General features: G+C 66.9%; 11 protein-coding genes. 9 read left to right on the forward strand and 2 right to left on the reverse strand.

Annotation, left to right across the window (positions count from 1 at the left end; translation table 11 throughout):
* Positions 1-46: 46 nt before the first annotated feature.
* Entirely contained in the window at positions 47-787 is a 741-nt protein-coding gene (locus tag U5775_RS04750; RefSeq protein ID WP_322056964.1) for a hypothetical protein, read from the reverse strand.
* Between the two features lie 661 nt (positions 788-1,448).
* On the opposite strand from U5775_RS04750, the gene U5775_RS04755 reads away from it, so the two are divergent.
* The 8 genes from U5775_RS04755 (at position 1,449) to U5775_RS04790 (ending at position 13,254) form a co-directional block, all read left to right on the forward strand.
* The gene (locus U5775_RS04755) at positions 1,449-1,709 is read left to right on the forward strand and encodes a phosphopantetheine-binding protein (protein ID WP_322057189.1); all 261 of its coding nucleotides are present in this window, start codon (positions 1,449-1,451) and stop codon (positions 1,707-1,709) included.
* 117 nt (positions 1,710-1,826) lie between these two features.
* Complete coding sequence (fabG, locus tag U5775_RS04760) at positions 1,827-2,543, forward strand: 3-oxoacyl-ACP reductase FabG (protein ID WP_322056965.1); 717 nt, start codon at positions 1,827-1,829, stop codon at positions 2,541-2,543.
* 47 nt (positions 2,544-2,590) lie between these two features.
* Complete coding sequence (locus U5775_RS04765) at positions 2,591-3,892, forward strand: endoribonuclease L-PSP (RefSeq protein ID WP_322056966.1); 1,302 nt, start codon at positions 2,591-2,593, stop codon at positions 3,890-3,892.
* A gap of 138 nt (positions 3,893-4,030) precedes the next feature.
* Complete coding sequence (locus U5775_RS04770) at positions 4,031-4,810, forward strand: glycosyltransferase family 2 protein (RefSeq protein ID WP_322056967.1); 780 nt, start codon at positions 4,031-4,033, stop codon at positions 4,808-4,810.
* Positions 4,807-5,589 carry an alpha/beta hydrolase gene (locus tag U5775_RS04775; RefSeq protein WP_322056968.1) on the forward strand — a complete coding sequence of 261 codons (783 nt, stop codon included), beginning with the start codon at positions 4,807-4,809 and terminating at the stop codon, positions 5,587-5,589. The genes U5775_RS04770 and U5775_RS04775 overlap by 4 nt, the downstream gene beginning before the upstream one ends.
* Before the next feature lie 383 nt (positions 5,590-5,972).
* Entirely contained in the window at positions 5,973-8,579 is a 2,607-nt protein-coding gene (gene nirB / locus U5775_RS04780; protein ID WP_322057190.1) for a nitrite reductase large subunit NirB, read from the forward strand.
* A gap of 66 nt (positions 8,580-8,645) precedes the next feature.
* A complete protein-coding gene (nirD, locus tag U5775_RS04785; RefSeq protein WP_322056969.1) occupies positions 8,646-9,005 on the forward strand; it encodes a nitrite reductase small subunit NirD in 360 nt (119 codons plus the stop codon).
* A gap of 31 nt (positions 9,006-9,036) precedes the next feature.
* On the forward strand, positions 9,037-13,254 hold the full coding sequence (locus tag U5775_RS04790) for a bifunctional nitrate reductase/sulfite reductase flavoprotein subunit alpha (protein WP_322056970.1): 4,218 nt from the start codon (positions 9,037-9,039) through the stop codon (positions 13,252-13,254).
* Between the two features lie 63 nt (positions 13,255-13,317).
* On the opposite strand, the gene U5775_RS04795 is transcribed toward U5775_RS04790, so the two are convergent.
* On the reverse strand, positions 13,318-13,509 hold the full coding sequence (locus tag U5775_RS04795) for a hypothetical protein (RefSeq protein WP_322056971.1): 192 nt from the start codon (positions 13,507-13,509) through the stop codon (positions 13,318-13,320).
* 179 nt (positions 13,510-13,688) lie between these two features.
* Here U5775_RS04795 and cynR point away from each other — a divergent pair, with 179 nt between their 5' ends.
* The gene (gene cynR / locus U5775_RS04800) at positions 13,689-14,588 is read left to right on the forward strand and encodes a transcriptional regulator CynR (protein ID WP_322056972.1); all 900 of its coding nucleotides are present in this window, start codon (positions 13,689-13,691) and stop codon (positions 14,586-14,588) included.
* Positions 14,589-14,599 lie beyond the last annotated feature (11 nt).

A 14,599-nucleotide genomic window follows, 5' to 3' on the forward strand; every position in this document is an offset into this window, starting at 1 on the left:
GGAAACAGGGGCCGGCGATGCAGCGCGCCACCGGCCGTTTATTTATTCACGGCATGGAGTTGACTGTCCGGCTCGCGGCACGGCTCACGTTCGGGCCCGGGGTCGCCGGTGCGCGCGTCTGGTTCGCGCGGCCAGCCAGATCCGCATGGCCCTGCGCCGACGACTGCCGGTACGCGCGGATCGCGTCGAGCATCCCGGAGCGCCGCTCGTGGCGCAGCGCAACGCGGCGGCACACGTGCTCGGCGACGAACATCGCCCCCACCATCGGCAGCGCCAGGTAATTGGCGAAGGTCGCCCAGGCGACGATCGGCGCGGCGGCGAACAGCAGCGTCGAAACCGCGGCGATGGCGACGAAGAACGCCGTCCACGCCACCGTGATCTGCCGCGTGTAGCGCGCGACGGCCGGCGTCAGCGAGCCGTGGATCGTCGTCGCGAACTGTGTGCAGAGCGGCACGCGCTTCTCCACGAGCGTGCGGCCGAACAGCAGCGCCATCCCGAGGTTGAAGCTCACATGTTCGAGGTACAGGCCCCATTCGAAATGACGAGCAAGCGGCGTGCGCGCGGCCCACAGCGCGCCGGCCGCGAGCGCCCAGAGCGGCAGCAGCCAGCCCCGGCGCGGCGAACGCGCCGCCGCGGCCAGCGCGATGGCCAGCGGCGGCACCAGCGCCATGGCGAGTCCAAGGCCATGTTCGCCGGGCGTGGCCACGGCGTGATGGGCGAGCAACTGGTACGCGACGATTGCCGCGACCACCAGCGCCGCGCGTGCGAAGCCGGCGAGCGTGCTCATCGCAGTCCTCCGGGCGAGCGAGACATGCCGTCTGTCCCGCATCTACCTTGCCCGCCCCGCGCGCCGGTCGTGCCGTGGGCCGCGAAGCGGGCCGGCAATCGTACCGGAGCGCAGTCCGGCACAGGGCGAAGGTGAATGGGCGGATAAGGCACGTCGAGTTGGGCTCCGTTGGTCGGGAAGGCCGGGAAGTTTTCAGGCGGCTTTCATGGCGCGGCGCCGCCGCTTCAGGCCCCTGTCGTAAGACATAGGTCATACGAATGGCGGGCTGCGGAATTGCGCAGGCGTATTTTAAGATGGCGACGGAGCATCGCCGGAATGGCGCGCAGCCGGTTTGTAACCGTTTGTATGCCACCGGGCGGGACTGGGCGGGCATTCGAAGGCCATTCGAAGTCATCAGGCCCAATGCCGTGCAAGCGTCTCGCGCGTTCGGGTCCCGAAATACGGGCGCCGTGGGCCCGACCCCTTGTAACCATTCGGTCGCGGCCACCGTATACGCACCGATACCCATCGTCTAGAATCCGCGTAACTTTTACTAAACGAACCCCAAAATCAGGTGGGGCAGCGGGGCCAAGCGCCGGGAGGGACGGCGGGGCACACGCGCGATGCGTGCGCCATATCGCCGGTCGCGCGCCGCCTTCGCGCCACCTGCCAGGCACGCATGATGAACGCATTGGAAAAAGAGCTTGCCGCGCTGATCGTCGGCGAACTGAATCTCGAAGACGTCTCGCTCGACGACGTGAGCGCCGATACCCCCCTCTATGGCGAGGGCTTCGGACTCGACTCCATCGACATTCTGGAGATCGCGCTGCTGATCTCGAAGAAGTACGGCTTCGAGCTGCGCTCCGACAATCCGGATAACGAACAGATCTTCGCGACACTGGGCGCGCTGGCCGCCTACGTGGAAGCGCATCGCGTGCGCTGAGGCGCGCGCGGGGTGCGATGCGATGACCGACGTGACGTGGCGTGCTTCGATAGCGACGGCGCCGCGCCAATCGTCGCGATCAAGCGAGAGGAAAGCGCGAATGAAAGGAGAAAGCCGATGCGGGCGCTCGTGACAGGCGGCAGCGGCGCGCTCGGGCAAGCCATCTGCGTGGCGCTGGCCGAGGCGGGCCACGAAGTGTGGGTGCACGCGAACCGCCATCTCGATGCGGCCGAGGACGTCGCGCGGCGCATCGCGGATGCGGGAGGCGCCGCGCACGCGATCGCCTTCGACGTGACCGACGCCGATGCCGCCCAGGCCGCGCTCGAGCGTCTGATCGAAGACGCGCCGGTGCAGATCCTCGTGAACAACGCGGGCATTCACAACGACGCGCCGCTCGCCGGCATGACGCGCGAGCAGTGGCGCAGCGTGATCGACGTCTCGCTCAATGGCTTCTTCAACGTCACGCACCCGCTGCTGCTGCCGATGATCCGCACGCGCCACGGACGCATCGTCAATATCGCGTCGCTCGCGGGCGTCATGGGCAATCGCGGGCAGGTCAACTATTCGGCCGCGAAGGCGGGCTTGATCGGCGCGACCAAGGCGCTCTCGCTCGAAGTGGCCTCGCGTGGCATCACGGTGAACGCGATCGCGCCCGGCGTCATCGCATCGGCCATGGCCGAGCGCGCGTTTCCCGCCGAGCGCATCAAGCAGCTCGTGCCCGCGCAACGCGCCGGCCAGCCCGAGGAAGTGGCGGGCATGGTCGCGTATCTCGTGTCCGATGCGGCCGCGTACGTGAGCGGGCAAGTTCTGTCGATCAACGGCGGGCTCGCGTAGGCGCGCGGCTGTTGCCGCGTATAGGGTGGCTTCCAGAGGAATTTCGAGTGTCTGTGCAAACTGTCGACGCCGGCTGGCGTTCGCAATCGATGACGTCTGCGCCCGTGGCGCCGCTGGGCCGCGCGCCGCAACACGCGCTGCGGCTCGTGCAGATCGATCATGCGCGCCTCGCTGCGTTGCTGAACGGCGCGTCCGCTGCCGGCGATGAAAGCGGCGCAGCGGCGTTCGAACGCGCGTTTCCGGGCGCGATTGGCGCGGCGTGCTTTGGTGCGGCCTGCGTTGGTTTGACCTCTGTTGACGCGGCCGCGCACCGGCCGCTGCTCGCCGAAATCGCGCCCGACTTGCCGCTCGCGCCGGTGCACATGACGCGCCTCGCGCCGCGGCACGCCCACGCTCAAGTCGCGCAGGGAACGCATACCGCGGAGCACGACGCCGCCTGCTACGAAATCTGGCAATGCGCCGCCGACGATCTGCGCAGCGTGCGGCGCGGCGCATTGCATTACCGCTATAGCGAGGCGGCGGGGCTCGTGTTCGGCAGCATCGTGCTGAATGAAGCCGATTTCGCCGCGCCGACCGAACAGCAGGCGCCGCTCGAACGCGCGACCGAGGCGGCCTATCGCCTGTTGTTCGACTTGCTCGACGCGCTCGACATGGCGCATCCGCTGCGCATCTGGAATACCGTGCCCGCGATCAACGTGGAGCAGCATGGCGACGAGCGCTATCGTCAGTTCAATGCGGGACGCCAGCACGCTTTCGAAGCGTGCCGCCGCGCGCTCACGGGCAGCGTGCCGGCCGCGTGCGCGCTCGGCTCGGTCGGGCCGCTATCGGCGCAGGGCGTGCCCGGCGAACCGCTCGCGGTGTATTTCCTCGCGAGCCGCACGCGCGCCGACGCCATCGAGAATCCACGCCAGGTCAGCGCCTTCCATTACCCGGCGCAATACGGCGCGCGCGCCCCGACGTTCGCGCGCGCGGCCGTGTGGCCGGGCGCACCCGAGGCATGCGCTGCGCCGGTGCTGTTCATTTCGGGCACGGCGAGCATCGTCGGGCATCGCACCGTGCACGCCGGAGACGTGCTCGCGCAAACGCGCGAGACGCTCGCGAATCTGGGCGCCGTGCTCGACGAGGCCGCGCGGCAAGGCCACGGACGCTTCGCGCTCGCGGACCTCGCGTTCAAGGTCTACGTGCGCGACGGCGCCGATGCGGCCGCGCTCGCCGCCATCGACGGCCTGCTGCGCGAGGCCGCGGGCCCCGAGGTGCTCGCGCTCTATCTCCACGCCGACGTGTGCCGCCCGGATCTGCTGATCGAGATCGAGGCGAGCGCGGGTCACGCCGTCGCGAGCCTCGCTTGATGCGCGAGAGCGCTGTAAACAGGCGTTACGTTGTCATTGCCGCCGCCGCGCAGGCACGATGTCGAAACGGCATGTGCAGGGTCGTCGGCGAGTCATAAAATTTTGTCAGTATCCCGTTTCATGCAATCGGCTCCATCCATGTCCACGCCAACCGCCTCGTCCACGCACCTCGTCCTGATCCCGAGCTACAACCCGGGCCTCAAGGTCGACGAAACCGTGCGCGCCGCACGGGCGCAATGGAACCCCGTGTGGGTGGTCGTGGACGGCAGCACGGACGGCAGCGCCGAGCGCCTGCAGGCAATGGCCGCGAACGATCCGGGGCTGCACGTGATCTTGCTGCCCACCAATCGCGGCAAGGGCGGGGCGGTGCTCGCGGGCATCGAGGCCGCAGCGGCGCGCGGCTTCACGCACGTGCTGACGATGGACTCCGACGGCCAGCATCCCGCCGAACTGATTCCGCGCTTCATGGAGGCCTCGCTGGCGCAGCCCGACGCGATGGTGCTGGGCCTGCCGAAATTCGATGCGAGCGCGCCGCAGATTCGCGTGCAAGGGCGGCGCCTGTCGAACCTGTTCGCGGACATCGAGACGCTGTGGGCCGGCATTGGCGATTCGCTCTATGGCTTTCGCGTCTATCCGATCGGGCCGCTCCGGGCGATCATGCATCGCCAGTCCTGGATGCGCCGCTTCGACTTCGATCCCGAGGCCGCTGTGCGCCTGTGCTGGGCCGGCGTGCGGCCGATCCAGATCGAGGCGCCGGTGCGCTATTTCCGTGCGCATGAGGGCGGCGTTTCGCATTTCAATTACGCGCGCGACAACCTGCTGCTTTCGTGGATGCATCTGCGGCTCGTGGCCGGATTTGGCGTGCGGTTCCCGTTGCTGGCCGCAAGGCGTGTGCTGGGGCGCGAGGATGGGATATGAATACATTCGCCGTTGACGATCGAGAAAATATTCTTCGCTACTTCGACCTGTATTCCTCCGCAGGTGCCTTTAATCCGCTCCTCTATATTCACGGCCTGGGCTGCGCTTCCAGCAGCGATTATCCGCCGGTCGTGACCGCCGACTCGTATTCGAAATGCAGATCGTTGCTGGTCGATCTCATGGGTTCGGGCTTTAGCGCTAAACCGCAGGACGGGAAATACATTTCCGATGCTCAGGCGGCGGTGCTGTCGAACTTCATTGTCAGCCAGGGCTATTCGAACGTGAATCTGTTCGGCCATAGCGCAGGCGCGTTCATCGTGCTGAAACTGGCGCAGCAATTGCCGATTCCTGTCGGCACGCTCATTCTCTGCGAGCCTGGACTGACCGATTACGGTGTCGCCATGTTGTCGGCGATTACTTCGCAGACCGAAGCGGAATTCGTGAACGGCGGCTTTTCGCAGTTTCTCGCGCAATTGAAGGCTCAAGGCGGTAACGATGCCTGGCTGGGGCCTTTTTCGGTAGCCTCGCCTCATGCCATCCATCAATGGGCGCGCTCGGCCATCGACGATAATTCGAGCCCCTGGCTCGACGATCTGGCCAGGCTGAATGCGATCAAAGGCGTGATTCTTTCGCAGACGGCAACGCGCGACGAGATCGCGAAATTCGAGCAGGCCGGTTGTACGGTCGAGCTCGTTGCCAACGCCGAACATATGATTGCCTACGATAATCCCGATGGTTTGGCGGCGGCGATTTCGAATGTGCTCAAGCTGGGTAAATAAATAAGGCGAACGCCGGGCGCACCGGCGGCGCACCGCAATCGCACAGCGAACGTGCTGCGGAGCACCAAACTTGTGCCCGGCTGCATCGCAACGCGTCGGCCCATCACCTCGACCCTGCCGCCCTAAAATTCGCGCAACCCCCACCCAATAAGGCTCCCGACGTTTCGCTGCGTCATTGGCACAGTGATTGCATAACGATCCGCGAACAGGATCAACGGCGATCCGGCGGCCGGCCATCCGGCCGCATCGCAGTGCAAATCGATTGAATCTCAGGGCAACGGCGTCCCCCGAGTCCGGCTCCTCGCGAGCTGGATTCGCGGGACGCCTTTTTATTTGGCAGAGGGTGTACAGGCATGACGCAATCAACGCTCGCAGTGAACGGTCTGGACATCGTGGTCATTGGTCACGGCATGGTGGGCCACAAATTTCTGGAGTGCGTGCTCGCCGATGCCGCGCAAAGCGCGCCCGACGTGCTGAGCGTGCGCGTGACGGTGCTCTGCGAAGAGCCGCGCCCCGCCTACGACCGCGTGCATCTCTCCGAGTTCTTCGCCGGCAAATCCGCCGACGATCTCTCGCTCGTGAGCGAGGGCTTTTTCGAGCGCGACGACGTGCGCCAGCGCGTGCGCCTCGTGCTCGATGCGAAGGCCGTCTCGATCGATCGCGCGGCGCGCACCGTGAGCGTGTCCAACGGCGAGACGCTTTCATACGACAAGCTCGTGATCGCCACGGGCTCGTCGCCGTTCGTGCCGTCCATCGCGGGCAACGATCGTACGGACTGCTTCGTTTATCGCACGATCGAGGATCTCGAAGCCATGCGCGCGCGCGGCGCCCGCGCGAAGTCGGGCGTGGTGGTGGGCGGCGGCCTGCTGGGGCTCGAATGCGCGAAATCGCTGCGCGATCTGGGGCTCGACACGCACGTGGTCGAATTTGCGCCGCGCCTGATGGCCGTGCAGGTCGACGAAGACGGCGGCCGCATGCTGCGCGGAAAGATCGAAGCGCTGGGCGTCACGGTGCATACGCAGAAGAACACCACGGCCATCGTCGATGGCGAAGGCGCGTCCAACCGCATGGTGTTCGCCGACGGCACGCACCTCGAAGCCGACATGATCGTGTTCTCGGCCGGCATTCGTCCGCGCGACGAGATCGCGCGCGCGTGCGGGCTCGAAGTGGGCGCGCGCGGCGGCATCGTCATCGACGACGCCTGCCGCACGAGCGACCCCGACATCTACGCCATCGGCGAATGTGCGCTCTGGCAAGGCCAGATCTTCGGCCTCGTAGCGCCGGGCTACGACATGGCGCGCGTCGTTGCGAAGACGCTTGCGTGCGCCGCGCACGAAGAAGCGGCCCGCTTCGAGGGTGCGGACATGAGCACCAAGCTCAAGCTGATGGGCGTGGACGTGGCGAGCATCGGCGACGCGCACGGCAAGACGCCGGGCAGCCGCGCGTACCGGTTCGCCGACGAACGCCGCGAGGTCTACAAGAAGATCGTGGTCTCCGAATGCGGCAAGCATCTGCTAGGCGCCGTGATGGTGGGCGACGCGGGCGAATACGGCACGCTGTTGCAGATGATGCTCAACCGCATCGAATTGCCGGAGGCGCCCGAATTCCTGATCCTCCCGCAAGCCGCCGGCAACGCGAAGCCCGCGCTCGGCGTGGAGGCGCTGCCCGAGGGCGCGCAGATCTGCTCGTGCAACAACGTCTCGAAGGCGCAGATCTGCGCGGCGGTGCGCGAGGGCGCGACGAGCATCGGCGCGATGAAGGCCGCCACCTGCGCGGGCGCGTCGTGCGGCGGCTGCGTGCCGCTCGTCACGCAGATCATGAAGTCGGAAATGCAGCGCCAGGGCGTGGCCGTCAACAATCACCTCTGCGAGCATTTCCCGTATTCGCGCCAGGAGCTCTATCACCTCGTGCGCGTGGAGAACATCAAGACCTTCGGCGAGCTGCTCGCGCAGCACGGCCACGGGCTCGGCTGCGATATCTGCAAGCCCGTGGTGGCCGGCATTCTGGCTTCGTGCTGGAACGAGTTCGTGCTCAAGAAAGAGCACGCGAGCCTCCAGGATTCGAACGACTACTACCTCGCCAACATCCAGCGCGACGGTACCTATTCGGTCGTGCCGCGCATGCCGGGCGGCGAGGTCACGCCCGAGGGCCTCATCGCCGTGGGCATGGTCGCGAAGAAATACGGCCTCTATACGAAGATCACGGGCGGCCAGCGCGTGGACCTGTTCGGTGCGCGCGTCGAGCAATTGCCGTTCATCTGGGAGGAACTGATCGACGCGGGCTTCGAATCGGGGCACGCCTATGGCAAGGCCGTGCGCACCGTGAAGTCGTGCGTGGGCTCGACGTGGTGCCGTTACGGCGTGGGCGATTCGGTCGGGCTCGCGATCGATGTGGAGAACCGCTACAAGGGTCTGCGCGCGCCGCACAAGATCAAGTTCGGCGTCTCGGGCTGCACGCGCGAATGCGCGGAGGCGCAGGGCAAGGACATCGGCATCATCGCCACGGAGCGGGGCTGGAATCTCTACGTATGCGGCAACGGCGGCATGAAACCGCGCCACGCCGAACTGCTCGCGGCCGATCTCGACCGCGCCACGCTGATCCGCTACATCGACCGCTTCCTGATGTTCTACGTGCGCACGGCGGAACGCCTGCAGCGCACGAGCGTGTGGCGCGACAACCTCGAAGGCGGCCTCGACTATCTGATCGACGTGGTCGTGCACGACAAGCTGGGTCTCGCCACCGAGCTCGAAGCCGAGATGCAGCTCGTGGTGGACACCTACGAATGCGAGTGGAAGAAGGCCGTGACCGATCGGGAGACGCGCCGGCGCTTCCGCCACTTCGTCAACAGCGACGAGGGCGACCAGCACGTCGCGTTCGTGGAGGAGCGCGGCCAGATTCGTCCGGCCACGCCCGAGGAGCGCCAGCAGATTCCGGTGCGCGCCGATTACGACGCGCTCGCACAGATTCCCGTCGTCGTCGAAGCCGTCTGAGTGCGCTTGAATCCGCTTGAATCCGCTTGAATCCGTTTGAATCCGTTCACTTACGAGGAGTACGAAATGAGCCACGTCGCCAGCAACGCCATTGCACAGGACACCTGGGTGCCCGTCTGCCAGCTCGATGACATCGTGCCCAACACGGGCGTGTGCGCGCTCGTGAAGGGCGAGCAGATCGCCGTGTTCCATGTCGACGACGGCGCCGCGCGCGTGTTCGCCATCGGCAACTACGACCCGAACTCGCAGGCCGCGGTGCTCTCGCGCGGGCTCGTGGGCAGTCTCGGCGAGCGCATCGTCGTGGCGTCGCCGATCTACAAGCATCACTTCGATCTCTCGACCGGCGAGTGCATAGAAGATCCCGTGCGCTCGGTGCATGCGTTCGCCGCGCGCGTCGAGAATGGCCAGGTCTGGGTTTCGGCTTGATATTCGTTCTACTGAAGGGTTCGAGTCGAGCATGACCGGGAAGCGCGTCAAGACCGTTTGTCCGTATTGCGGCGTGGGCTGCGGAATGGTGCTGCACGTGCAGGACGGCGAGGTCACGAAGATCGCCGGCGACACCGAGCACCCGAGCAACTTCGGGCGCCTGTGCACCAAGGGGGCGTCGGCGCACGTGGCGCTGCGCAAGTCCGGGCGGCTCGAACGCGCGTTCGTGCGCCACGCGCGCGACGAGGACCCGGTGCCGCTGCCGCTCGCGCAGGCGATTGCCGATACGTCGCGCCGCCTGCGCGAAACGCTCGACGCGCATGGCCCCGATGCGCTCTCGTTCTACGTTTCGGGGCAGATGTCGATCGAGGCGCAGTACCTCGTGAACAAGCTCGCGAAGGGCTTCGTCGGCACCAACAACATCGAGTCGAACTCGCGGCTGTGCATGGCGAGCGCGGGCAGCGGCTACAAGCTCTCGCTGGGCGCGGACGGGCCGCCCGGCTCGTACCAGGACTTCGATCGCGCCAACCTGTTCTTCGTGATCGGCGCGAACATGGCGGACTGCCATCCGATCCTGTTCCTGCGCATGATGGACCGCGTGAAGGCGGGCGCGAAGCTGATCGTGGTGGACCCGCGCCGCACCGCGACGGCCGCGAAGGCGTCGCTGTTCCTGCAGATCAAGGCGGGCACCGACCTCGCGCTGCTCAACGGCCTCCTCTATCTGCTGCACGAGAACGGCCACACCGACGCGGCGTTCATCGCGCAGCACACGCAGGGCTGGGACGCGATGCCGGCCTTCCTCGGCGACTACACGCCGGAGAAAGTCGCGGCCATCACGGGGATCGCAGAGGCCGATATTCGCCGCGCGGCGCAGATGATCGGCGAGGCGCCCGAGTGGATGAGCTGCTGGACCATGGGCCTGAACCAGAGCACGCACGGCACGTGGAGCACGAACGCCATCTGCAACCTGCATCTGGCGACGGGAAAGATCTGCCGCCCCGGCAGCGGGCCGTTCTCGCTCACGGGGCAGCCCAATGCGATGGGCGGGCGCGAGATGGGCTACATGGGGCCCGGCTTGCCGGGCCAGCGCACAGTGCTCTCGGAGGAAGACCGCGTCTTCGTGGAAGACCGCTGGCGCGTGCCGCGCGGCACGCTCACGACGCGGCTCGGCGGCGGCACCATCGACATGTTCTCGCGCATGGCGGCCGGCGAGATCAAGGCATGCTGGATCATCTGCACGAATCCGGTGGCCTCGGTCGCCAACCGGCAAACCGTGGTGGCGGGGCTGCGCGCGGCCGAGCTCGTGATCGCGCAGGACGCTTTTCTGGACACCGAAACAAATTCGTATGCCGACGTCCTGCTGCCAGGCGCGCTCTGGGCCGAGGCCGAGGGCGTGATGATCAATTCCGAGCGCAACATGACGCTCATGCAGCAGGCGATCGAGCCGCCGGGCGAGGCCATGCCCGACTGGCGGATCATTGCGCGCGTGGCCTGCGCGATGGGCTATGAGGAAGCGTTCAGCTATGCGAGCGCGGCGCAGGTGTTCGAGGAGATCGTGGCGTTTTCGAACCCGAAGACGGGCTACGATCTGCGCGGCGCGAGCCACGCGAGGCTGCGCGAGACGCCGCTGCAATGGCCTTGTTCCCCGCAGGCACACGATACGCAGAGTGATCGCAATCCCGTTCGCTACCTGAACGATGGCGTGAGTCAGACCTTGCGCGAAAGCGAGGACGGCAGCCGCCCGCGCATCGCCTTTCCCACGCCGGACGGCAAGGCTGTATTCTTTGCGCGGCCGCACGTGGCGCCCGCCGAATTGCCCGACGGCACGTTCCCCATCGTCTTCAATACAGGGCGTGTGCAGCACCAGTGGCACACCATGACGAAGACCGGCAAGGTGGCCATGCTCAACAAGCTCAATCCGGGGCCGTTCGTCGAGATTCATCCGGAGGACGCGAGCGCGCTCGGCGTCGCGGCCAACGACCGCGTGGAGGTGCGCTCGCGGCGCGGGCGCGTGGTGATGCCCGCCGTGGTGACCGACCGCGTGCAGCCGGGCAACTGCTTCGCGCCGATGCACTGGAACGACGTATTCGGCGACGAGCTTTGCGTGAATGCGGTCACGAGCGATGCGATCGACGCATTATCTCAGCAGCCCGAACTAAAATTTTGTGCCGTTGCGCTCGCGCGCGTGGCGCCTGAGCCCGTTCCTCCCGTGCCCGATGCGCCCGACGCGCTCGACGCACGCGAAGACGGCGCGGCTCATCCGTCTCAGGAACTCGACATGTCCCGAATCGATGCGTTTGCGAATCTACTCGACCTCGGCGAGGTGGCCGCGCCGGAACTCAGCGACACGGAGCGGCTCTATCTCGCGGGTTTCGTCGGCGGGCTGCGCTCGTCGAAGGGCGAGGCCCAGGGCAGCGTCGCAGCGGTGCCCGTGCTGCCCGCGCACGCGCCGTTTCCCGCGAGCACGCGCGCGTGGCTCGACGGACTGCTGGCCGGGTTGTTCAGCCGCGGCGAGGCGCGCGTTGCGCCCGCACTCGAAGCGGGGCCATCGAACCACGATAAGCAGGCCGAAAAGCAGGGCGCCGTGCGGATTGCCCATACGCGCCCGAAAGTGGTTCTGCTCTGGGCCTCGCAGACGGGCAATGTGGAGTCGCTCGTCGAACGCTACGCCATGCGCTTGATGGAGTCGGGCTTCGAGATCCGCACGGCCTGCATGGCCGACTACGCGCTCGCGGATCTGGAAAAGGCGCTGGAGAAAGCGCAATACGTGCTGCTGATGACGAGCACCTTCGGCGACGGCGATTCGCCCGACAACGGCGAATCGTTCTGGACCGCGCTCAAGGCGGAGAGCGCACCGCGCCTGGCCGCATTGCGCTATGCCGTGCTCGCGCTCGGCGACCGCAATTACGACCAGTTCTGCGGCCACGGCCGCAACCTCGACGTGCGTCTCGAAGCGCTCGGCGCGCAACGGCTGATGGCGCGCGTGGAATGCGATACGGACTATCAGAGCACCGCGGACGCCTGGCTCGACCGCGTGGTCGCGCGCATCAAGGAGGAGGACGCCGCGCTGCACGCGGTGCCTGCGGGCGGCGCGATTCCCGAAGTGCTGCCCGGCTGCGCGGCGACCAAGGCGCGCCCGGCCTCGACGCGCCTCATCCATAACGTGCGCCTGAACACGACGGGCGCGACCAAGGACACGCGCTACTTCTCGCTCGCGACCGGCGACGGCGATGATGCCGCGGGGCTCGAATACGAAGTGGGCGACGCACTGGGCGTATGGCCGACGAACTGTCCCGCGCTCGTCGACGAACTGCTTGCGCTCACGCACTTGCGCGCCGATGCGCCGGTCGAGGTGGCGGGCGTCGGCGAGATGCGCCTCGCGGATGCGCTCGGCAAGCACTACGAGATCGCGCGGCCCGGCCCCGACGCGCTCGCGTTTATCGCTTCGCGCGCACGCGGTCAGGGCTTGAACGAACTGCTGCGAGACGAGCGCAAGAATGATCTGAAGAACTGGTTGTGGGGACAACAACTCGCCGACGTGCTGCACGAATTCCCCGTCGAGCTTTCGGCGCACGAATTGACCAGCATGCTCAAGCGCCTGCAGCCGCGGCTCTACTCGATCTCGTCGAGCCCGAAGGCGCATGCGGGAGAGGTGCATCTGACCGTTTCGGCGGTGCGCTACAACAATGGCCGGCGCGAGCGCAAGGGCGTGGCCTCCACGTTCCTCGCGGACCGGGCAACCGGGGGCAGCGTGCCGGTCTTCGTGCAGAAGAGCACGCATTTCCGGCCGCCGCGCCAAGGCGACACGCCGATGATCATGGTGGGCCCCGGCACGGGCGTCGCGCCGTTCCGCGCCTTTCTGCACGAGCGGCGCGCGCATGGCGACACAGGCCGCAACTGGCTCTTCTTCGGCGAGCAGCATGCGGCCAGCGACTTCTACTATCGCGACGAACTCGAGTCCATGCAGAAGGACGGCTTGCTCAGCCGACTCGATCTCGCGTTCTCGCGCGACCAGAAAGAGAAGGTCTACGTGCAGGACCGCATGCGCGAGCATGGCGCGCAATTATGGGCGTGGCTTGCGCAAGGCGCGCACTTCTACGTGTGCGGCGACGCAAGCCGCATGGCGAAGGACGTGGATGCGGCCTTGAGATCGGTCGTCGCGCAGCATGGCGGGATGAGCGGCGAAGCGGCCGGCGAGTACGTCGGCCAGATGGCGCGCGACCGGCGCTATGTGCGCGACGTGTATTGACCGGCAGGCACGCGGCTCGACGCAAATATTGCAGCCGCGCTTCACGCCGGATTCACAGCGAATTCAGGGCAGCGCGTGACCGGCACGCCGCACCCGGCGCGCGCGTCGCGCACGGACGGTCCGCTGACGCGCGCTCGCCGTGCCCAGGTCGGCGAACGGCCCGCCTTCGGCGCTCTTCTTCACGAGCGCATCGGGCATGAGGATCGCGCACAGAAACGTCAGGCTGGCGCCTGCCGTGACTGCCACGACGGACATTGCGAAGGCCTCGAACATCCTGTCCCCCAACGGTAGAATGATGGCGCGCCGGCCAGCGGTGTGGCCATGCCGGCATTTCGCGCAACTTTGGCGTGACTCCATTCTGCGCATTGCGCGCGTGCGAGTCCAAGACGATATTGCGATCGTCGCTATAAGCGCGACTTATGGAGGCAGCCGCCTTGTTGCTCCGTCCGATCCGCTACGTGCTCACCGTGGCCGAGTTGAAGAACTTCACGCGCGCGGCCGAAGTGCTGCACGTTTCGCAGCCGGCGCTTTCGCAGCAGATTCGCCAGCTCGAAGCGGAACTGGGCGGTGCGCTCTTCGACCGCAGCGGCCGCTCGATCAGCCTCACGGATTTCGGGCGCGTCTATATCGAGCACGCGCGCAAGGCGCTCGAGCATCTCGACGCGGGCAAGCGGGCGCTTCAGGACGTGCGCGGCCTTACGCGCGGCTTGCTGCGGCTCGCCTATGCACCCACCTTTGCCGAATATCTGATCGGCCCCGCGCTGCGCCGCTTTCATGCGACGCATCCGGCCATTGCCGTGGAAGTGAGCGAGCGTCCGCTCGAAGAGATCGAGTCGGGCCTCGAGCACGATGCGCTCGATCTGGGCATCGGCTTCACCGACGTGCGCTCGGAGCACATTCAGGCCCGGCCGCTGTTCGCCGAGCACATCGCGCTGCTCGTGGCGACGGGGCATCCGCTCGCGCGGCGGCGCAAGCCCGTGACGGCCGAGGAACTCGACGCGATTCCGCTCGCGATGCTGAGCCCCGACTTCGTGGTGCGCAAGTTCGCCGACGCCTACTTCCACGCTCACCAGTTGCGCCCGCCCGTCATGGTGCAGGCCAATGCGGTGGGCACCGTGCTCAAGCTCGTGAAGGACGGCTCGCTCGCCACCTTGCTGCCCTCGACCGTGCTGCGTGAGCACAAGGGCCTCGCGAGCGTGCCCGTGACGCCCGCGCTGCCGCAGCGCACCGTGGCGCTGCTCGGCCGGCGCCACGCGTCGCGCACCGTGGCCGCGCAGGCGTTCGAGACGCTGCTGCTCGAAATGATCGGCGAGGAAGGGTTCGCGGCGGCGTGAGCCGCAAAGGC

This window comes from Paraburkholderia sp. J63, assembly GCF_905220245.1.
In the GTDB taxonomy this organism is placed as follows: Bacteria; Pseudomonadota; Gammaproteobacteria; order Burkholderiales; family Burkholderiaceae; genus Paraburkholderia.

Coding starts and splice junctions, on each gene's coding strand:
- U5775_RS04790 (WP_322056970.1), top strand. CDS start 9,037: ATGACCGGGAAGCGCGTCAAGACCGTTTGTCCGTATTGCGGCGTGGGC.
- U5775_RS04775 (WP_322056968.1), top strand. CDS start 4,807: ATGAATACATTCGCCGTTGACGATCGAGAAAATATTCTTCGCTACTTC.
- U5775_RS04750 (WP_322056964.1), bottom strand. CDS start 787: ATGAGCACGCTCGCCGGCTTCGCACGCGCGGCGCTGGTGGTCGCGGCA.
- U5775_RS04770 (WP_322056967.1), top strand. CDS start 4,031: ATGTCCACGCCAACCGCCTCGTCCACGCACCTCGTCCTGATCCCGAGC.
- fabG (WP_322056965.1), top strand. CDS start 1,827: ATGCGGGCGCTCGTGACAGGCGGCAGCGGCGCGCTCGGGCAAGCCATC.
- U5775_RS04795 (WP_322056971.1), bottom strand. CDS start 13,509: ATGTCCGTCGTGGCAGTCACGGCAGGCGCCAGCCTGACGTTTCTGTGC.
- nirD (WP_322056969.1), top strand. CDS start 8,646: ATGAGCCACGTCGCCAGCAACGCCATTGCACAGGACACCTGGGTGCCC.
- U5775_RS04755 (WP_322057189.1), top strand. CDS start 1,449: ATGAACGCATTGGAAAAAGAGCTTGCCGCGCTGATCGTCGGCGAACTG.